The 18,247-nt window shown below is 58.7% G+C and carries 21 protein-coding genes; 14 read left to right on the top strand and 7 right to left on the bottom strand.

Going from position 1 to position 18,247, the window contains the following annotated elements; genetic code table 11:
- Positions 1-82: 82 nt before the first annotated feature.
- A complete protein-coding gene (gene pdxH, locus ABJN75_RS08940; RefSeq protein WP_348438859.1) occupies positions 83-697 on the top strand; it encodes a pyridoxamine 5'-phosphate oxidase in 615 nt (204 codons plus the stop codon).
- A gap of 42 nt (positions 698-739) precedes the next feature.
- Here the strand turns inward: pdxH and ABJN75_RS08945 are convergent, their stop codons facing one another.
- The 5 genes from ABJN75_RS08945 to ABJN75_RS08965 all read right to left on the bottom strand — a co-directional run bounded on the left by ABJN75_RS08945 (position 740) and on the right by ABJN75_RS08965 (position 5,890).
- Complete coding sequence (locus ABJN75_RS08945) at positions 740-1,792, bottom strand: polysaccharide deacetylase family protein (protein ID WP_348438861.1); 1,053 nt, start codon at positions 1,790-1,792, stop codon at positions 740-742.
- A 132-nt stretch (positions 1,793-1,924) separates the two neighbouring features.
- The gene (locus ABJN75_RS08950) at positions 1,925-2,965 is read right to left on the bottom strand and encodes a hypothetical protein (RefSeq protein ID WP_348438863.1); all 1,041 of its coding nucleotides are present in this window, start codon (positions 2,963-2,965) and stop codon (positions 1,925-1,927) included.
- 275 nt (positions 2,966-3,240) lie between these two features.
- Positions 3,241-3,630: a DUF302 domain-containing protein gene (locus ABJN75_RS08955; RefSeq protein WP_348438865.1), complete on the bottom strand. Its 390-nt coding sequence runs from the start codon at positions 3,628-3,630 to the stop codon at positions 3,241-3,243.
- 165 nt (positions 3,631-3,795) lie between these two features.
- Positions 3,796-5,211, bottom strand: coding sequence for a metalloprotease TldD (gene tldD / locus ABJN75_RS08960; RefSeq protein ID WP_348438867.1), 1,416 nt, complete (start codon positions 5,209-5,211; stop codon positions 3,796-3,798).
- A 148-nt stretch (positions 5,212-5,359) separates the two neighbouring features.
- A complete protein-coding gene (locus tag ABJN75_RS08965) occupies positions 5,360-5,890 on the bottom strand; it encodes an invasion associated locus B family protein (protein ID WP_348438869.1) in 531 nt (176 codons plus the stop codon).
- A 369-nt stretch (positions 5,891-6,259) separates the two neighbouring features.
- Between ABJN75_RS08965 and coxB the strand changes: the two genes are divergently transcribed.
- The 12 genes from coxB (at position 6,260) to rnhA (ending at position 15,729) form a co-directional block, all read left to right on the top strand.
- On the top strand, positions 6,260-7,135 hold the full coding sequence (coxB, locus tag ABJN75_RS08970; protein ID WP_348438871.1) for a cytochrome c oxidase subunit II: 876 nt from the start codon (positions 6,260-6,262) through the stop codon (positions 7,133-7,135).
- Between the two features lie 18 nt (positions 7,136-7,153).
- Positions 7,154-8,809: a cytochrome c oxidase subunit I gene (gene ctaD, locus ABJN75_RS08975; RefSeq protein ID WP_348438873.1), complete on the top strand. Its 1,656-nt coding sequence runs from the start codon at positions 7,154-7,156 to the stop codon at positions 8,807-8,809.
- Between the two features lie 133 nt (positions 8,810-8,942).
- Positions 8,943-9,890: a heme o synthase gene (locus ABJN75_RS08980; protein WP_348438875.1), complete on the top strand. Its 948-nt coding sequence runs from the start codon at positions 8,943-8,945 to the stop codon at positions 9,888-9,890.
- 2 nt (positions 9,891-9,892) lie between these two features.
- Positions 9,893-10,042, top strand: a complete 150-nt coding sequence (locus ABJN75_RS08985) for a hypothetical protein (RefSeq protein WP_348438877.1) — start codon at positions 9,893-9,895, stop codon at positions 10,040-10,042.
- A 10-nt stretch (positions 10,043-10,052) separates the two neighbouring features.
- Complete coding sequence (locus tag ABJN75_RS08990; RefSeq protein ID WP_348438879.1) at positions 10,053-10,661, top strand: cytochrome c oxidase assembly protein; 609 nt, start codon at positions 10,053-10,055, stop codon at positions 10,659-10,661.
- Positions 10,662-10,724: 63 nt separating this feature from the next.
- The gene (locus ABJN75_RS08995; protein ID WP_348438881.1) at positions 10,725-11,600 is read left to right on the top strand and encodes a cytochrome c oxidase subunit 3; all 876 of its coding nucleotides are present in this window, start codon (positions 10,725-10,727) and stop codon (positions 11,598-11,600) included.
- A 100-nt stretch (positions 11,601-11,700) separates the two neighbouring features.
- Positions 11,701-12,084: a DUF983 domain-containing protein gene (locus ABJN75_RS09000; protein ID WP_348438883.1), complete on the top strand. Its 384-nt coding sequence runs from the start codon at positions 11,701-11,703 to the stop codon at positions 12,082-12,084.
- Positions 12,077-12,823 (top strand): SURF1 family protein, encoded by a 747-nt coding sequence (locus ABJN75_RS09005; RefSeq protein ID WP_348438885.1) that lies wholly within the window; start codon positions 12,077-12,079, stop codon positions 12,821-12,823. The genes ABJN75_RS09000 and ABJN75_RS09005 overlap by 8 nt, the downstream gene beginning before the upstream one ends.
- 68 nt (positions 12,824-12,891) lie before the next feature.
- Positions 12,892-13,257 carry a DUF1304 domain-containing protein gene (locus ABJN75_RS09010; protein WP_348438887.1) on the top strand — a complete coding sequence of 122 codons (366 nt, stop codon included), beginning with the start codon at positions 12,892-12,894 and terminating at the stop codon, positions 13,255-13,257.
- A gap of 17 nt (positions 13,258-13,274) precedes the next feature.
- Positions 13,275-14,285, top strand: coding sequence for a 4-hydroxy-3-methylbut-2-enyl diphosphate reductase (gene ispH / locus ABJN75_RS09015; RefSeq protein WP_348438889.1), 1,011 nt, complete (start codon positions 13,275-13,277; stop codon positions 14,283-14,285).
- A 2-nt stretch (positions 14,286-14,287) separates the two neighbouring features.
- Positions 14,288-15,268, top strand: coding sequence for a homoserine kinase (locus tag ABJN75_RS09020; protein ID WP_348438891.1), 981 nt, complete (start codon positions 14,288-14,290; stop codon positions 15,266-15,268).
- Positions 15,265-15,729 carry a ribonuclease HI gene (gene rnhA / locus ABJN75_RS09025; protein ID WP_348438893.1) on the top strand — a complete coding sequence of 155 codons (465 nt, stop codon included), beginning with the start codon at positions 15,265-15,267 and terminating at the stop codon, positions 15,727-15,729. Before ABJN75_RS09020 ends, rnhA begins: the two co-directional genes overlap by 4 nt.
- A 21-nt stretch (positions 15,730-15,750) precedes the next feature.
- Here rnhA and ABJN75_RS09030 read toward each other — a convergent pair whose 3' ends face one another.
- Together ABJN75_RS09030 and ABJN75_RS09035 are read right to left on the bottom strand one after the other, a co-directional pair.
- Positions 15,751-16,236 carry a peroxiredoxin gene (locus tag ABJN75_RS09030; protein ID WP_348438895.1) on the bottom strand — a complete coding sequence of 162 codons (486 nt, stop codon included), beginning with the start codon at positions 16,234-16,236 and terminating at the stop codon, positions 15,751-15,753.
- 93 nt (positions 16,237-16,329) lie between these two features.
- Positions 16,330-17,205, bottom strand: coding sequence for a protein-disulfide reductase DsbD domain-containing protein (locus ABJN75_RS09035; RefSeq protein ID WP_348438897.1), 876 nt, complete (start codon positions 17,203-17,205; stop codon positions 16,330-16,332).
- A 251-nt stretch (positions 17,206-17,456) separates the two neighbouring features.
- Between ABJN75_RS09035 and ABJN75_RS09040 the strand changes: the two genes are divergently transcribed.
- Positions 17,457-18,086 carry a YqgE/AlgH family protein gene (locus ABJN75_RS09040; protein WP_348438899.1) on the top strand — a complete coding sequence of 210 codons (630 nt, stop codon included), beginning with the start codon at positions 17,457-17,459 and terminating at the stop codon, positions 18,084-18,086.
- The last annotated feature ends 161 nt before the right edge of the window (positions 18,087-18,247 follow it).

The raw sequence follows: 18,247 nt of genomic DNA on the forward strand, positions 1-18,247 counted from the left end.
CCGCCCTTTTCCACTTTGTTCGCTTCTGTTAGGTCAATCTTCACTGCACAGCCACTCCAGCCTGGAGGCATGAGGGAAGAGTATGACCGAAACAGGGTTAACGACTGGTGACTTTACCGAAGCGTCCGAACCGTACCGGCTTTTTGCCCAGTGGCTGCAGGATGCCACGGCATCCGAACCCAATGATCCCAATGCGCTGGCGCTTGCGACGGTTGACGCCGATGGCCTGCCCGATGTGCGCATGGTCCTGCTCAAGGGGTTCGATGAGCGAGGTTTCGTTTTCTACACCAATTTTGAAAGTGCCAAGGGCCGGGAGATCCTCGGCTCGATGAAAGCTGCAATGTGCTTTCATTGGAAAACCCTGCGGCGACAAGTGCGCATCCGTGGGCCGGTCGAGCAGGTCAGCGATGTCGAAGCCGATGAATATTACGCCTCGCGCCCGCGCGGCAGCCGCATTGGTGCTTGGGCATCGAAGCAATCGCGCCCGCTCGAAAGCAGGTTCGCTCTCGAAAAGGCAGTCGCTGAATACACCGCCAAATACGCCATCGGCGACATCCCGCGTCCGCAGCATTGGTCGGGGTTCCGGATTGTCCCGCAATTCATCGAGTTCTGGCACGACCGGCCATTCCGGCTGCATGACCGCGTTGTGTTTGCACGCACCGCTGATGATTGGGAAAAGACCAGGCTTTACCCCTGACCGGATGCAGCCTGCGCCACCATCATGGCGTCCAAAGGTCGCTTACGTGAATGCAAAGGGAATGCCCGATGCCAGCGCGCCGACATAGCGGCTCTTCTGATAGTAGCCATTGAGCGAAATCCGGTGCAGCGCAAACAGGTCCTGCAGGTTTTCGCGGTGCAGAACGCCCGGATTCGTGGTAACCGCGAGCTTGAAGTCGAGCTCCCGGACGGCTTGATATTCCCGTGGCCCGGCGGCGCATCTGTCACCATAAGGATAAGCCATGGTCAACGGTGCCTCCCCGGTGATCCGCGCGATGCGTTCGGCTGAGAGGACGATTTCAGACCGCATCTGGTCGGGCTCCAGATGGGCCAGGTTCAGATGCCCGATTGTGTGGGCGCCCAGATGGGCCAGCGGCTTGGCCGCCATTTCGCGCAGTTCGTTTTCATCCATGACTTCCCGGTCAACGATGCCGGTCGGGCAGATTCCGGCCTGGCGGGCCTTCGCATCAAGCCGGGAAACAATGGCGGATTGCTCGGCGCAGGCGAGCGCTTTGTGCAACTGGTCGAAGACGGCGTATTTTTCAATCAGGGTTCGGGTCGGCAGGGTGATTTCACCCTTGCCGTAGTCGAAGCTGAATTCATCCACCATGCCGATCAGTTGTTCGGCGGTTTCCCACCAGATCGAATGGGTGCGGTCGACAAAGCCGCCAGAGATAAAAATCGTGTAGGGGACACCGTGTTTTTCAAAGACCGGCCGGGCATGTTCATTGTTGTCCCGGTACCCGTCATCAAGGGTAAACACCATGGCCGGCCCGGGTTGCTCCGGTTGGGCGAGAAATTCGGGCAGGTCATGAAGCGCCACCGGAATATGGCCATCATCTTTCAACCTGGTGATACTCTCGTCGAGAAACTCGGGCGTGATCGTCAGGTGAGCAGCGGGATTGAAATCCTTGTGATGTGCCGGCCGGACATGGTGCAAGGTGAAGATCGCGCCCATTCCGCGCGCGCCCGGCATGATGCCTGTTCTCGACAACAGCGACACAGCCTCAAGCCCGCCTTGAATGACGGCGCGCTTGACCATTCTGCGTGTGGCGATTGTATTTGGTCCGTACATGAATCCGATCCGAAGCGCGAAAAGCGCAAGCAATATGACCGTATTACCAGCACCGGCTTAACCGTTGTTGAATCAAACCCGGACAATCAACCCTGGGACCTCTTGCCGCGTCATATTAATCGTTCGGATACTCTAGGTCGTGATCAGCATTTCCGAGAAATCGGCTTCACTCTCATAACGGCTGAAAATCGCATGCACCTTGTCACGGACCGATTGCGGGATATCCTTGCCCCGCCCAACCAGCCCCTTGTTGAGGCGGGCTGACTTTTCCGGAGCAGTTTCGCCAAGCTGTTCGGCAAGCTTGGCCGCATCGACATGATTTTCGCCGACAAAACCGGCAATGCGCTGGGCGAGCTTGGCTTTGTCGCCATGGAAATCCTTTTCATAGGAAACCCAAAGCGGCTCGATCAGGCCCATAGCCTCGCATTTCTTCCAGGTCAGATAGAACTGGATGTAGAATGTCGTGCTCCGGTCAGCCAGCAAGTGCAGGCGATCCTCCCGATCCATTTCAACGTATTTTGAAGGCAACCCGTCATCGAAGAAATGATGATCGGTACCGGGATCGGATGGCCGCCAGTCCATGAACATGTCATCGAGGCTGACCAGCGTATCGAAATAGTTGCGATAGGTGACGATGGGCTTGATCCGGAAAAGTCTCATCTGATGGCAGAGGTAGGGCGTGCAGCGGATGTGATGCTGGGCGACATAACCCATGCCGTTGATGCCATTGCGGATCAGCGCCAGTTCATCGGTTTCCTGTTCGCGCAGGTTCATGCCGAGCTTTGAAGAGGACAGCGGTGACATGGTGGCTGCCGCCAGGCTTACTCCGGGCAAGCCGGTGGCACGCATCAGCGCGCCCCAGATGAAGGTTGATGCGGATTTTGGCGCGCATGCAACAAGGATATTGGCTTGATCCGCGTGATGGCAGGTTATCCGCGCCCGCATGGTCAGTTCAGCAAACTGTTGAATGCTGATCGCCATCTGCTTGGCGTTGTCGTCGCTGATATTGGGGATATAGAACGGATTTCCGAAACTCAGTGCCGACGCAATTTCCAGGGTCCGCTCCGGTGGAGCCTTCTCCAGAAAGGCCTGACCTGCCAGTTTGATTTCCAGCGGGTCGGTGACATCGGAAATGAACTGGAGCATATTCGGAATGTTGATCGTGTCAGGCATCATTTGTCCCCATGAGCGATTCGGCCAATGCTTGAGCCTCAATCGCCAAAGGTCAATGGTCGATGCCGTGCCGGGGCGGATTGCCGCGTGCCGCCGCCTGATGCGGTCGCGCCAAAACCGTGCCGCGCGTCTGTGCGACCGACTTGCGGCAGCAACCAGCCATTGTGCGTCACTGACACCGGTTGATTGCGCCACGCGGCAGGTAACCCGATCCTGAAACCCTGGTTCAGCTTACCCGCTCTGTGGCTGCTCAGGCAAACCCGCGACTGGCGACATCAGATCGCTTCAACCACCGCCTTGAGCATGTCGCGTACCTTGCCCGCCACCGATTGAAGCGTTGCGTTGGCAATGGCCTGCATAGAGGCGACGGGATCGACGGCGCTGACCATGACTTCACCGTCCGAGGTCGACCGCACGATGACATTGCAGGGCAGCATGGCGCCGACGCGGGGCTCTATCTTGATGGCTTCGTTGGCCATCCCCGGATTGCAGGCGCCGAGGATCAGATAGTCGTCCAGCTCCACGTCGATTTTCTTCTTCATCGTGGCCTTGACATCGATTTCGGTGAGAACGCCGAAGCCGTTGTCCGCCAGCGCCGCTCGTGTCCGCTCGACGACTGCGTCAAAACTTTCACCCTTGAATGTACGGTCGATTGTGTAGCTCATAATCGGATCTCCCTTGTTACATATATGCTCACACGCATATGTGGTCGCAACATGGCCGACGCAAGGGGCAACGCGGCCTGCTCGGAAGACCACCGAAGGGTCCAGCAAGCCAAATGAGGCGCACTGTCAGCGGGCTGAGCCCTCGCCTGGAGACGGTAACCCGGCTCAGGTCTGTGTGCCGCCCACCGTCATGGCATTCATCAGCAGATGCGGCTGACCGACGCCCACCGGTACGCTTTGGCCGGCCTTGCCGCACATGCCGATGCCTGTGTCGAGTGCGGAATCATTGCCGATCATCGAAATCCGCTGCATGGCTTCCGGCCCATTGCCGATCAGCATCGCGCCGGTCACCGGAGCGCTGATCTTGCCATCCTCGATCATGTAGGCCTCGGTGCAGCCGAACACGAACTTGCCCGATGTGATGTCGACCTGGCCGCCGCCGAAAGACACGGCATAAAGCCCTTTTTTCACGGAGGAAATCATCTCTTCCGGAGTTTTGTCGCCCGACAGCATGTAGGTGTTGGTCATCCGCGGCATCGGCTGATGCGCGTAGGATTGGCGGCGGCCATTGCCGGTGGCTTTCATGCCCATCAACCGGGCGTTCTGGCGGTCCTGCATGTAGCCCACCAGAATGCCGTCCTCGATCAGCACATTGTAACCTGACGGCGTGCCCTCATCGTCGACCGACAGCGATCCGCGGCGGCCTTCAATGGTGCCGTCGTCGACCACAGTGACGCCTTTCGATGCGACCCGTTCACCCAGAAGACCGGCGAAGGCGGAAGTTTTCTTGCGGTTGAAATCACCTTCCAGACCATGGCCGACAGCTTCATGCAGCATCACGCCGGGCCAACCGGCGCCGAGCACCACATCCATTGTGCCGGCGGGAGCGGGAATCGCGTCGAGATTGACCAGTGCCTGCCGCAGCGCCTCGTCGGCGCCGTGCCGCCAGCTTTCATCCGTGAGAAAATCACCGAACAGCTTGCGTCCGCCCATGCCGTAGGACCCGGTTTCCTGCCTGTCGCCGATGCCGGCGACCACGGAAATATTGAGCCGGGTGAGTGGCCGCACATCGCGAACCCGGTGACCATCGGCGCGCAGGATCTCCACCACCTGCCAGTTGGCGGCGATTGAAACCGAAACCTGGCGGACCCTCTCGTCCTTGGTGCGCAGATAATGGTCGATGGTTTGCAGCAGCTTGACCTTGTCCTCGAAACCTGGCGAGGCAAGCGGGTTGTCGGCAGTATAAAGCAGCTTGTTGGTACGTTGTGGCGCGGCGGAGTAACTGCCGTTGGCGCCGCGCGTGACCGCCGAGACCGCATCCGCCGCCCGTTTCAATGCAGCTTCCGACAATTCGCCTGCGTGGGCATAGCCGGACGTTTCGCCCAGCACCGACCGGAGCCCGAACCCGCGGTCCGTGGAATAGGCGCCGGATTTCAGCTTGCCATTGTCGAACAGCAGTGATTCGGTTTCCTCATACTCAAGGTAAAGCTCGCCATCATCGGCGTCCTTGAGCGCATCGGCGACGATCCGCTCCACCTGGGCTTCCGAGATATCGAACTGGCTTGCGAGAGGGTCCTGCATGGCATTGTCCATTCCTGATGAGATCATGGCTTGCTATATAGGTGGTCTGGCCGTGATTGAAACAGAGCGGCCAGTCAACCGGTGACCGGGATCACGCATCGCACACCCGGTTCGGGTCCACTCGACAACCAGATGCGCAGCCCGGCGGTTACGGCAGGGCGGCATAGCCTTCGGTGAAACCGGCGAGGTCGACAGGAATGCCGATGCCTTCTTCCGGTGTCTGAAACACGATGAAGGTTGCCGTGGTGCCGCCGCGCAGCGTGGTCAGCAGGGTTTCGTCGAGAATCACCTCGGCGTAGCAGCCATCGGAGAAGCAGCGGACGAAATAGGCCCGGCCGATATCCTTGCCGTCAACATTCAGGCCAAGCCCCGAGGGCAGCAGCACGCCAAGCGGCGCCAGCACGCGCAGGATCCGCGCCTGTTGATCGGCGGTTTTCAAAACCACCACAGAAAGGCCGACTTCGGGCCGGTCGTCTGCAATCACGTTCTGCATCAGCGCGCATTGCTCGCCGGGAGCGCCGGCGGGTGTGTCGCACACGATTGACCAGGAGCCATGGGAGGATTTGACCTTGCCCGCCTGTTGGGCGGCAGCCTGGGATGCAAGCCCCAGCGGAGCCGCAAGCATGCAAACGGCGAGAATTGCGGCGCTTGCCGCTTTCGATTTCAGTGCAAGTGCCATTTCATCCCCCGGGAACGGCCGAATCATCAGGCTTTTTGTAAATGGGCAGAGCCGAATTGTAACCCTTCGCGGCAACTCTCTGCTGTTTTGTGCGGCAAAAATGCGGCCTTGCGGCAAACAAAGCCGGTGATTGCGACACAGATGGAGTGGATTCCGGAGACAAAAGCGGAAAGACATATCTGTGATTACGGATTTCTGGCCCGAATCAGCGCATAAAGAAGCAGGTTAGGCACACGCGTGCATAAATGCCGCATTATCAACAGGTGACGACTGTTGCTAGCGATGTCATTCTGTGATTTGAAGCGCCGGATATATATGAGGGATTCCGTCTGGTCACGCAGGCGGCACGATACTCGAGGGAGACACAACGTGACCAACAAGCTTTCTGCAGGGCTTGCAGCGCTCTTTTCGCTGGGCACTGGCCCGGCATTGGCCGCACAGCCGGTTGACTGGCAAATGGGCTTTCAGCCTGCTGCCACCGAAATCATGACGCAAATCCGCGGTTTCGAGAGCTACACGCTCTGGTTCATCGTGCCGATCACACTCCTGGTGCTGGTGCTTTTGATCTATGTGATGGTGAAATTCCGCGCTGGCGCCAATCCCAATCCCTCGAAGACCAGCCACAATTCGCTCATTGAGGTGATCTGGACACTGGGTCCGGTGGTGATCCTCCTGGCGTTGGCGGTTCCGTCCTTCAATCTCCTGACCGCGCAATACAGCCCGCCGGAAGCCGATTTCACGGTCAAGGCCACGGGCTATCAGTGGTATTGGGGCTACGAGTACCAGACAGACGAGGAGCTCTCGTTTGACTCCTTGTTGCTGCAGGATGGCGAGCGCGCCGATGCCGGCAAGGAAGATCTGGCGACTTATCCGCGCCTGCTCACTGTGGACAATGAGTTCGTGGTTCCCGTTGGCAAGACGGTCCGCGTGCTGGTCACGGCCGCAGACGTTCTGCACTCCTTCGCCATGCCGGCATTTGGCATCAAGATTGACGCGGTTCCCGGTCGTCTCAACGAGACGTGGTTCAATGCGGAGGCGGAAGGCCTCTATTACGGGCAGTGCTCCGAACTTTGCGGCAAGGATCACGCTTATATGCCGATCGCGATCCGTGTGGTTGCCCAGGACAAGTTCGACGCATGGCTCGCAGCCGCTGCCGACGATGTCGAGGCTGCCAACCGCAACCTGATTGCCGCCATCGATGCCGACGCCAAGTCGGTCGATGTTGCCGCCAACGTTAAGAACTAAGAGAGGGGACTGAGACCAATGGCCGGTTCAACTGTCGCTCACGACGATCACGACCATAAACCCAAGGGTTTTGTGCGTCGCTGGATGTATTCCACCAATCACAAGGATATTGGGACTCTCTACCTGATCTTCGCGATCATCGCGGGTATCATCGGTGGTGCTCTCTCCATTGCCATGCGCATGGAGCTGCAAGAGCCCGGCATTCAGATTTTCCACGGGCTGGCCTCGATGGTCTACGGCTTCGAGGGCGATGCAGCCATCGACGGCGGCAAGCACATGTACAATGTGTTCACCACGGCCCACGGTCTGATCATGATCTTCTTCATGGTGATGCCTGCGCTGATCGGCGGTTTTGCCAACTGGATGGTTCCGATCATGATCGGCGCGCCGGATATGGCGTTCCCGCGCATGAACAACATCTCCTTCTGGCTGCTTCCGCCAGCGTTCCTGCTGTTGCTTCTTTCGATGTTTGTTGAAGGCCCTGCGGGCGGATACGGAACCGGTGGCGGCTGGACCATCTATCCGCCTCTCTCCACCACCGGCCAGCCTGGTCCGGCGATGGATTTCGCGATCCTGTCGCTGCATATCGCCGGCGCGTCGTCGATCCTTGGCGCGATCAACTTCATCACCACCATTTTCAACATGCGTGCGCCGGGCATGACCCTGCACAAGATGCCGCTGTTTGCCTGGTCGGTGCTGATCACTGCATTCCTGCTGCTTCTGTCGCTGCCGGTTCTGGCTGGTGGCATCACCATGCTTCTGACAGACCGCAACTTCGGCACCGCGTTCTTCGCACCCGAAGGCGGCGGCGATCCGATCCTGTTCCAGCATCTGTTCTGGTTCTTCGGTCACCCGGAAGTCTACATTCTGATCCTGCCGGCGTTCGGTATCGTCAGCCACATCATCTCGACCTTTTCGCGCAAGCCGGTGTTCGGTTATCTCGGGATGGCCTATGCGATGGTTGCCATCGGCGCGGTCGGCTTCATCGTGTGGGCCCACCACATGTATACGGTCGGCCTGTCGCTCAACACGCAGCGCTACTTCGTCTTCGCCACCATGGTGATCGCGGTTCCGACCGGAGTGAAGATCTTCTCCTGGATTGCCACGATGTGGGGCGGCTCGATCTCCTTCCGCGCACCTATGCTCTGGGCGATCGGCTTCATCTTCCTGTTCACCGTCGGCGGTGTGACCGGTGTGCAGCTGGCAAATGCCGGTCTCGACCGGGCCATGCACGACACCTACTATGTGGTTGCCCACTTCCATTACGTGCTGTCGCTCGGCGCCGTGTTCGCGATCTTCGCCGGCTGGTACTACTGGTTCCCGAAGATGACTGGCTACATGTACAATGACAGGATCGCCAGCATCCATTTCTGGATCACCTTCGTGGGCGTCAATCTGGTGTTCTTCCCGCAGCACTTCCTCGGTCTGGCCGGAATGCCGCGTCGTTACATCGACTATCCCGATGCTTTCGCCGGCTGGAACATGATATCCTCCTACGGCTCGTATATCTCCGGGTTTGCCGTGTTGATCTTCCTCTACGGTGTCTGGGATGCCTTCTCCAAGAAGCGCGTTGCCGGTGACAATCCCTGGGGTGAGGGCGCCACGACGCTGGAATGGCAGCTGACATCGCCGCCGCCATACCACCAGTGGGAACAGCTGCCGCGCATCAAGTAAATCTGCGCAGCCAGCATATAACCCAGACCGCCGGTTTCATCCGGCGGTCTGATGCTTGCAACCGGACAGCAATGTCTGGTCCCCGAGAAACGGGGCCGGTTAAACCGGTGGATGAAAGAAAGGCAAATTGCCCATGGCAATGACCAACGAACATGATGCACTGACCGCTTCCGCTCCGGCGGCCGTTCTCGAAGGCGATGCAGGCGATTTCTTCGCGCTGCTCAAGCCGCGTGTCATGTCACTGGTTGTCTTCACCGCGCTGGTCGGCCTGCTGATGGCTCCCGGTGAGATCCATCCGGTGATCGGCTTTATTGCGATCTTGTCGATTGCCGTTGGCGCTGGCGCATCCGGTGCGCTCAACATGTGGTACGACGCCGATATCGATATCCTGATGGGCCGCACTGCAAAACGTCCGGTTCCGGCGGGACTCATTTCCGCTGAAACGACACTGGCTTTCGGTCTGTTCCTTTCGATATTCTCCGTGGCGACCCTTGGCCTGATGGTCAATTGGCTCTCGGCCGGTCTGCTCGCCTTTACAATCTTCTTTTATGCCGTTGTCTACACCATGTGGCTCAAGCGCTCGACGCCGCACAACATCGTCATCGGTGGTGCAGCCGGTGCCTTTCCGCCGATCATCGGCTGGGCTTGCGTGACCAATTCGATTTCGCTCGAGAGCATCGCGCTTTTCGCCATCATCTTTCTCTGGACCCCTGCGCATTTCTGGGCGCTGGCACTGTTCAAATCAGAGGATTACGGCCGGGCCGGCATTCCGATGCTGCCCAATGTTTCCGGTGAACGCACCACCAAGAACCAGATTGTTCTCTATGCCGTGTTGACCGCCATTGCCGGCGTTGTGCCGACCGTCATGGGCTTTGCAGGCATCACCTATGGCGTGGTTGCGGCAGTGCTCGGCGCAGCCTTCATCTGGTATTCCGTGCAGGTCTGGCGGATGCCGGACGGTGATGAGAAAATGATCCCGGCCAAGAAGATGTTTGCCTATTCGCTGGTTTATCTGTTTGTCATTTTCACGTCTCTGCTGGTTGATGCGCTGGCAGCGAAATTCTTCGGGCTGGTGGCATAATCATGGACAAGGTTGAACTCACTGAACAGCAGAAGAAGGCCCGGCGGTCACGCTCCGTGGCGCTTGCTGTGGTCTTGGCCGTCCTTGCTGTCCTGTTTTACGTGGTGACGATTATCAAAATTGGACCGGGCATCTTCAGCCGGCCGATGTGAGGATCAGATTATGAGCGAACCGCACAGCGGAAATGACAAGGTGAAATCCAGTGCGAACATGCGGGTATTCGCTGTTTGTGCGGCGTTTGTGGTTTCAATGGTTGGCGTCAGTTACGCCGCGGTTCCGCTGTATCAGCTGTTTTGCCAGGTCACGGGTTATGGCGGCACCACACAGCGTGTCGAGCAGGCGTCCGATGTCATTCTCGATCGCAAGATCAAGGTCCATTTCGATTCCAACGTGGCCGGCGGCCTGCCGTGGGATTTCAAGCCGGTTGAGCGCGAAGTCGAACTCAGGATCGGCGAGACCGTGCAAATTGCCTATACCGCCGAAAACCAATCGGACCATACGACTTACGGTCAGGCGACGTTCAACGTCACACCGATGTCCGCAGGTGCCTATTTCAACAAGATCCAGTGTTTCTGTTTCACCGAGAATGAATTGAAGCCCGGTGAAATCATGAACATGCCGGTGGTCTTTTTCGTCGACCCTGCAATTGTCGACGATCCGGACGCCAAGGATGTCACCACAATCACACTGTCTTACACATTCTTCCCTCATGCACCGGAAAAACCCGTTGCGGTGATGACGGAGCCGGTGCAAGACAAGAACACTTTGTAAGAGCAACGACGCGCCGGACCTTCTGGTTCGGGGCGGGACTGATGACCATGGGGGAAAGCTGACATGGCCGACGCGCATCAAAAGAACCACGACTACCACATCATTGACCCGAGCCCCTGGCCGCTGACCGGATCTATCGGGGCGCTTGTCATGGCGCTCGGCGGCATCGGCTGGATGCAGGGCCTCAAGGGTGCGGAATCGCTCCTCGGCATGCCGATTACCAATCCGGTCATGTTCCTGGTTGGCCTTGGCATAGTGCTCTACACCATGTTCGGCTGGTGGGGCGCGACGATCAAGGAAGCCCATGAGGGCCATCACACCCGCGTGGTTGGACTGCACCTGCGCTATGGCATGATCATGTTCATCGCTTCCGAAGTGATGTTCTTTGTTGCCTGGTTCTGGGCCTTCTTCGACGCCAGCCTGTTTCCTGACGAAGTCCATCAGGTTGCCCGCGCCGCCTTCACTGGCGGTCAATGGCCTCCGGCCGGCATCGAAGTGCTCGATCCGCTGCACCTGCCGCTTTACAACACCATCATTTTGCTGCTGTCCGGCACCACGGTAACTTGGGCCCACCATGCGCTGCTGCATGGCGATCGCAAAGGCTTGGTCAACGGCTTGGCCCTCACCGTCGTGCTCGGAGTGTTGTTCTCATTCGTACAGGTCTACGAATACATGCACGCTCCATTTGCCTTCAAGGAATCGATTTACGGCGCCACCTTCTTCATGGCTACCGGTTTCCACGGCTTTCACGTGCTGGTCGGAACCATCTTCCTGCTGGTCTGCCTGATTCGCGCGATGAAGGGGGATTTCACTCCCAAACAGCATTTCGGCTTTGAAGCCGCGGCCTGGTACTGGCATTTCGTTGACGTTGTCTGGCTGTTCCTGTTCTTCGCGATCTACGTATGGGGATCATGGGGTGCGCCAATTTACCACGGCTAGGCAAGCCTTGGACCGATTACAAGCGGGGCGGCGGGGGAAACCTGCCGCCCTGTGCATTTGGGCTTTTGAATTAATCTCGATCAAGCAAGGAAAATGACCAATGGCCAAGGACGAGGCACATTATCCGCCTGTCGATCCGATTGCGGTCGGCGTACGTGGCCGCTGCCCGCGATGCGGCGAAGGGGCTTTGCTCGAGGGCTTGCTGGGCGTCAAGCCGAAGTGCAATGTCTGCGGACTGGACTATTCCTTCGCCGATGCCGGGGACGGTCCGGCGGTGTTTGTCATTCTCATTATCGGCTTCATTGTTGTCGGTCTGGCGCTGTGGCTCGAGGTCAATTACAGCCCGGCAGTCTGGGTGCATCTGATACTGTGGATACCGCTCGCCACCGTGCTGTCGCTGGTGTTGCTGCGCGTGCTCAAGGGCCTGATGATCGCACTTCAGTATCGCAACAAGGCGGCCGAAGGGCAGATTGATCGTGACTGATTCGGATGCGGCGAAGCGTCCGCGACACAGCCGGCGGTTCTGGATCGGTCTGCTGCTGTTGCCTGTCGCGCTCGCCATTCTGATTTCACTGGGCACATGGCAGGTCAAGCGGCTTCACTGGAAAGAGGATCTGCTGGCTTCGATCGAAAAACGTAGCCACGCCGAGCCGCTTGATTATGACGGCATCATGGCTGCGCTTGAGGCTGGCGAGCCGATCGATTACCGCGCAGCCCGCGCATCGGGTGAATTTCTGCATGACAAGGAACGTCATTTTTTCGCGACGTTCGAAGGCCAGTCGGGCTTTTATCTCTACACGCCGCTGCAGCTCGATGATGGGCGCTTCCTGTTCATCAATCGCGGATTTGTGCCCTACGACCGGAAAGCTGCTTCAACCCGTCCGCAAAGCCTGGTTGCAGGCGCGCAGCATGTCACCGGGCTGGCTCGGGCAAGGCTGGCTGAAAAACCGTCCTCCATGGTTCCCGAGAACGATGAGGCAGGCAACATTTTCTACTGGAAGGACCTCGATCGCATGGCGGCGAGCGTCGGCTTGCCCGCTGAGACGACACTGCCGTTCTTTCTCGATGCCGATTCGACCCCGGTTCCTGGTGGCCTGCCAAGGGGAGGGGTCACGATGATCGACCTGCCCAACAGCCATCTGCAATATGCTATTACATGGTACGGTCTGGCGTTGGCATTGGCGGGCGTCGGCATATTTGGCTGGATGACACGGAAATCCTGAATGCGGCTGGTGCGGCAATGCGCAGGCATGGTATCGCAATGTTCAACACGAAGCGAAGGGGATCATAGGTGGCGGTTCTGGCACTCATTCTGGTGGCGCTGATTGCGCTCGAGCATGTCTATATCCTCGTGCTCGAAATGATTTTGTGGACGACGCCGCGCGGAATGAAGGCTTTTGGCCTGAAGCCGGACCAGGCAGCACAGACCAGGGTGATGGCGGCAAACCAGGGGCTCTACAACGGCTTTCTTGCCGCCGGCCTGATATGGTCGCTGATCCATCCGGATGCAGCTGTTGCATTTCAGCTCAAACTGTTTTTCCTTGGGTGCGTCGTCGTGGCCGGCCTGTATGGCGGGGCGACCGCATCGCGCAAGATCTTCGTGATCCAGGCGCTTCCGGCGGCCATTGCCCTGGTTGCGGTGCTGCTCGTATCCTGATTCCGTTTGGCTCAATAATGAATGTACCAATGATCCGATCTCCCCTGACTATCAGGCTTTGCGGTCCGCGCGGATTTTGCGCGGGCGTCGACCGGGCGATTCAAATCGTCGTGCTGGCTTTGAAGAAATATGGCGCGCCGGTCTATGTCCGCCATGAAATCGTGCACAATCGCTATGTGGTGGAGGGTCTGGAGGCGCTTGGGGCTGTGTTTGTCGAGGAGATCGACGAGATCCCGGCCGAGCATCATGCCCAACCGGTGATCTTCTCGGCCCATGGCGTTCCGCAATCCGTGCCTGCTGATGCTGCGTCGCGCAACCTGTTTTATCTTGATGCCACATGTCCGCTGGTCTCCAAGGTGCACAAGCAGGCCATGCGGCACGAGCGGCTGGGCCGGCATGTCGTGCTGATTGGCCACAAGGGGCATCCCGAGGTCATCGGCACCATGGGGCAATTGCCTCCGGGTGCGGTGACGCTGGTGGAAACAGTCGCTGACGTTGATGCATTTGACCCCGCCGATCCGGCGGCGCTGGGCTTTGTCACCCAGACCACCTTGTCGGTTGATGATACCGCCGACGTGATCGCGCGGTTGCAATCGAAATTCCCGCACATCACCGCGCCCGCCGCGGAATCGATATGCTACGCCACCACAAACCGTCAGGATGCGGTCAAGCGCGCTGCACCCGGATGCGATCTGTTCGTGGTGGTCGGCGCGCCGAATTCCTCCAATTCCAAGCGTCTTGTCGAGGTTGCCCTCAAGGCCGGCGCCAGGCAGTCGATCCTGCTGCAACGCGCCCGCGAGATCGACTGGGACGCCATCGGAGACATCGGCCTGCTTGGCTTGTCCGCCGGCGCATCAGCGCCCGAGGTCGTGGTCGATGAAATCATCGAGGCCTTCAAGGCGCGCTTTGATGCCACCATCGAACTGGCTGAAACCGTGCGCGAAACCGAAAACTTTCTAGTCAATCGCGAACTGCGCGATGTTGAGCTGACCCCCGCCGACATGGCCTTTGTCAACGGAGCGCGCTGAGCATGGCGGTCTATACCGATGTCAACGAAGAGCAACTCGCCGCGTTTCTGAGCGAATATGACGTGGGCACGCTGTTGTCCTACAAAGGCATTGCCGAAGGTGTCGAGAATTCCAATTTTCTGCTGCGCACCACCGGCGGAACCTTCATCCTGACGCTCTACGAAAAGCGCGTCAATCGCGATGACCTTCCGTTTTTCATCGGGCTGATGGATCATCTGGCGCTCAAGGGCCTGAGCTGCCCGTTGCCGATTCCGCGACGTGACGGCGGTCATCTTGGCGAACTGGCGGGCAGGCCGGCTGCGATGGTGTCATTCCTTGATGGCGCCTGGCTGCGCAAGCCGCAAGCCCCGCATTGCCGCGAAGTCGGGCGGGCGCTGGCCGCCATGCATGTGGCTGGCGCCGATTTCCCGATCCGCCGTGTCAACGCTCTGACTGTTTCGGATTGGCGGCCCTTGTGGGAAGGGTCGCGCGATCGCGCTGACGAGATTCAGCCGGGACTGAGAGCCGAGATCGACAACGAACTCGAGATCCTTGAGGCGGGCTGGCCAGAAAGCCTGCCCGAAGGCGTGATCCATGCGGATCTGTTCCCCGACAATGTGTTTTTCATAGACGGCCAACTGTCCGGGCTGATCGATTTCTACTTCGCCTGCAATGATTTTCTGGTCTACGACGTCGCCATCTGTCTCAACGCCTGGTGTTTTGAACCCGACGGTGCGTTCAATCACACCAAGGGCATGGCGCTGATTGACGGTTATGTGTCCGTGCGCCCCATGGAAGCCAGGGAGGCGGATGTGCTGCCGTTGCTGGCGCGTGGCGCGGCTTTGAGGTTTTTTCTCACCCGCCTGCATGACTGGCTGACCACGCCCGACGGCGCGCTGGTGGTCAAGAAGGACCCGCTCGAGTATTTCCGCAAGCTCAGGTTCCACCGCCAGGTTACCTCAGGCTCTGAATACGGTCTGCGCGCAAAGGACATGATCTCGTGAAGCATGTGAACATTTTCACCGACGGCGCCTGTTCAGGAAATCCCGGCCCGGGCGGCTGGGGCGCCATCCTGCGTCACGGCGAAACCCAGAAGGAACTGTCGGGCGGCGAGGCCGAAACCACCAACAATCGCATGGAACTGCTTGCTGCAATCTCGGCGTTGAATGCCCTCAAGAGCGCTTGTGAAGTCGATCTGTACACTGACAGCAAATATGTCATGGACGGCATTTCCAAATGGATTTTCGGCTGGAAGAAAAACGGCTGGAAGACCGCGGGCAAGAAGCCGGTGAAAAACGCCGAGCTCTGGCAGGCGCTGGATCAGGCCAATCAGCGCCACAAGGTCAAGTGGCACTGGGTCAAGGGCCACGACGGCCATCCCGAAAACGAACGCGCCGACGAGCTTGCACGTGAAGGCATGGCGCCTTTCAAAACCAGAACGGCGCCCCGCAGGAGCGCCGTCTGATCGATTGGATGTTGGTGCAAATCAGAGTTGCTCAAGCAGCGCCGCAGCTCCCGAAGTGACCGCCTGTCCCGGCGTGTCCTCGATGTTGAGCGAAGTGACTTTGCCGTCCTCGACGATCATCGAATAGCGCTTTGAACGAACGCCCAGTGTGCCGGCCGAAAGGTCGGCGTCCATCCCGATTGCCTTGGTGAAGCCTGCATCCCAGTCGGACAGGTAGCGCAGCTTGCCGGTTCCGTTGGTGGCCTTTTGCCAGGCTTCCATGACAAAGGCGTCGTTGACCGAAAGCACGGCGATCTCGTCCACGCCCTTGGCCAGAATGGCGTCACGGTTCTCAAGATAGCCGGGCAGGTGGTTGAGATGGCAGGTCGGCGTAAATGCGCCGGGTACGGCGAACAGCACGACTTTCTTACCCGAAAACAGGTCGCTGACCTTTGTCTCGGACATGCCGTCGGCGGTCCTTTCCTTGAAGGTGGCTTCGGGCAATGTGTCCCCAATTGCGATTGTCACGTAGGCGCTCCCATTTTGCTATTTGTACCAGACATCGGATTTAGGGTGTGCCGCGGCAATTGCGAGAGGTAATCTGAATAATCCCGCGAGAAATCAGTCTCGCGCAAATCCTTCCACCTGAATGCTTTGTTCAATGGCGCGCTGGCCCAGGGTGACAACGATCTCAAGGGTTTCGCTTTTGCCAGCTTCCGCAGTACGGGGCATGCCTTCAACTGCAACGGTCCAGCGCACCGAGCGACCGTCCTGATAGGCAAGTTTCGGCGGCGCAAAGGCGAATCCGGCGGGGCCTGCGACGAACAGTTCCGGCGCAACACCGGAAGGCCGGAATTGCGGCAGCAGGGCTGAAATCTCAAGCTGTTTGCTTGCCGCGTCATAAACGGATTCATCAAGATTGAAGTCAACGCCGGCGGGTTCGGGCAAACGGGAGAAAGCTTGCGAGATGATGGCTTCTGTCCCGCTTTGCCGGGCCGAGGCTTCGGACAGGTCGATCTCGAACTCGGCCTGGAACGGAACACAGATTTTCTCGCAGATACCGATGAATGCCGTTGCGTGGATGCGGGCGTCGCCGGAAGCGGTCCGCTTAAGGATCAGCGGCAGCTGCACCGGCGCGGTGTAGCCTGCCCAGATTGCATAGCCGTCATCAACGCGGACCGGTGGCGGATACTGCATGGTTTCCAGCGTAACGCCCTGGCTCTTGGAAAAATCCAGCGTCGGGGGAATGCCGGCGCTGCCCGGATCGCGCCAATAGGTTTTCCATCCGGGGTCGAGGCCGATGTCCAGAATGCCGGCGATTGTCCCGTCCTCGCGCGGGGCCGGATCCACCACCAGCCGCATGCGTCCGCCTTGTGTTTCGGTCCAGCCGCTGTCGAGAGACAGGGCTGGCGAGGAGCTCAGGATGAAGGCAAATGCCGCACTGGCGATCAACAAGACCGATTGGCGCGACGAAGTTCTGGAATAGTGTTTGCTCATGAATTCAGTCTAGCGGAAGCAAGATGTCAAAATCCATTCAATCCGGCGACCTGAGTGCTCATTTTTGCGTGACCGCCGGGCTTGCGCCGATGATCTGGCCTGCATGCGCCACCGAGGCGAGGGCATCAAAGCAGACCATGCCGGTAGCGGACATCAATCGCTCAAGCGGATGAAAAGCCCGTTGCAAGTCTAGTTTGAGCTTTGGTGCTGTTGGGCCTTTCCAAAACCCCAAAACTTGTTAGCATCAACGGATGTTAGGGATAGAAGACCATCTCACCCGGAAGGATCGGGGATGCCTCGACGGGCATTTCCTTGTCGCCATGCCGGGAATGGAAGACGAGCGCTTCGAGCGCACCGTCATTTTCGTGTGCGCCCACTCCGACAATGGCGCCATGGGATTTATCGTCAATCGTCCGCAGCCGCTGCGATTTGAAGAGCTTATGGAAAACCTTGATCTGGATGGGCGAAAGCAACCCCGGGAAGGCTCCACCCGGAAGACCGGAATTAGCGAGTGCGCCCGCGATTTCCCGATCCAGTTGGGAGGTCCGGTTGATGCCGGGCGCGGCTTCGTATTGCATTCGGACGATTACATGACCCAGTCGACCATGCCGGTCAATGACGATCTGTGCCTGACCGCCACGGTCGATATCCTGCGAGCCATCAAGGATGGCTGCGGCCCCCGGCGCGGCATTATGCTGCTTGGCTATGCCGGCTGGGCACCCGGACAACTCGAAAACGAAATCTTCGCCAACACCTGGCTAAGCTGTCCGGCCAGCGACGACATCGTCTTCGATCCGGATCATATCGGAAAATATGACCGCGTGCTGGCTTCCATGGGAATTTCCCCGGCGATGCTGTCGACCGAGACCGGCCACGCCTGAGAACGCTCCGGGGCTCTAGGGCACCGTACGATTAATACGACGCATTCTGCCGCAATGATTTTATGGGCTGAGAAGGATTTTCGTCGAAGGGCATACCTGGCGGGTACGTTCAAGACGAAAATCCTTCTCAGGACTTGAAGGCATGCGGCCCTTCGGGTTGG

It is taken from the genome of Hoeflea sp. (assembly GCF_039975035.1).
Classification (GTDB): domain Bacteria; phylum Pseudomonadota; class Alphaproteobacteria; order Rhizobiales; family Rhizobiaceae; genus Hoeflea.

Bases quoted from the DNA above. Each gene is read 5' to 3' on its own strand.
- ispH (WP_348438889.1), top strand. From the start codon at position 13,275: ATGAATGTACCAATGATCCGATCTCCCCTGACTATCAGGCTTTGCGGT.
- ABJN75_RS09020 (WP_348438891.1), top strand. From the start codon at position 14,288: ATGGCGGTCTATACCGATGTCAACGAAGAGCAACTCGCCGCGTTTCTG.
- pdxH (WP_348438859.1), top strand. From the start codon at position 83: ATGACCGAAACAGGGTTAACGACTGGTGACTTTACCGAAGCGTCCGAA.
- ctaD (WP_348438873.1), top strand. From the start codon at position 7,154: ATGGCCGGTTCAACTGTCGCTCACGACGATCACGACCATAAACCCAAG.
- ABJN75_RS08965 (WP_348438869.1), bottom strand. From the start codon at position 5,890: ATGGCACTTGCACTGAAATCGAAAGCGGCAAGCGCCGCAATTCTCGCC.
- ABJN75_RS08995 (WP_348438881.1), top strand. From the start codon at position 10,725: ATGGCCGACGCGCATCAAAAGAACCACGACTACCACATCATTGACCCG.
- ABJN75_RS08985 (WP_348438877.1), top strand. From the start codon at position 9,893: ATGGACAAGGTTGAACTCACTGAACAGCAGAAGAAGGCCCGGCGGTCA.
- ABJN75_RS09000 (WP_348438883.1), top strand. From the start codon at position 11,701: ATGGCCAAGGACGAGGCACATTATCCGCCTGTCGATCCGATTGCGGTC.
- ABJN75_RS08955 (WP_348438865.1), bottom strand. From the start codon at position 3,630: ATGAGCTACACAATCGACCGTACATTCAAGGGTGAAAGTTTTGACGCA.
- ABJN75_RS08990 (WP_348438879.1), top strand. From the start codon at position 10,053: ATGAGCGAACCGCACAGCGGAAATGACAAGGTGAAATCCAGTGCGAAC.
- ABJN75_RS09040 (WP_348438899.1), top strand. From the start codon at position 17,457: ATGTTAGGGATAGAAGACCATCTCACCCGGAAGGATCGGGGATGCCTC.
- ABJN75_RS08980 (WP_348438875.1), top strand. From the start codon at position 8,943: ATGGCAATGACCAACGAACATGATGCACTGACCGCTTCCGCTCCGGCG.
- ABJN75_RS09035 (WP_348438897.1), bottom strand. From the start codon at position 17,205: ATGAGCAAACACTATTCCAGAACTTCGTCGCGCCAATCGGTCTTGTTG.
- ABJN75_RS08945 (WP_348438861.1), bottom strand. From the start codon at position 1,792: ATGTACGGACCAAATACAATCGCCACACGCAGAATGGTCAAGCGCGCC.
- tldD (WP_348438867.1), bottom strand. From the start codon at position 5,211: ATGCAGGACCCTCTCGCAAGCCAGTTCGATATCTCGGAAGCCCAGGTG.
- ABJN75_RS08950 (WP_348438863.1), bottom strand. From the start codon at position 2,965: ATGCCTGACACGATCAACATTCCGAATATGCTCCAGTTCATTTCCGAT.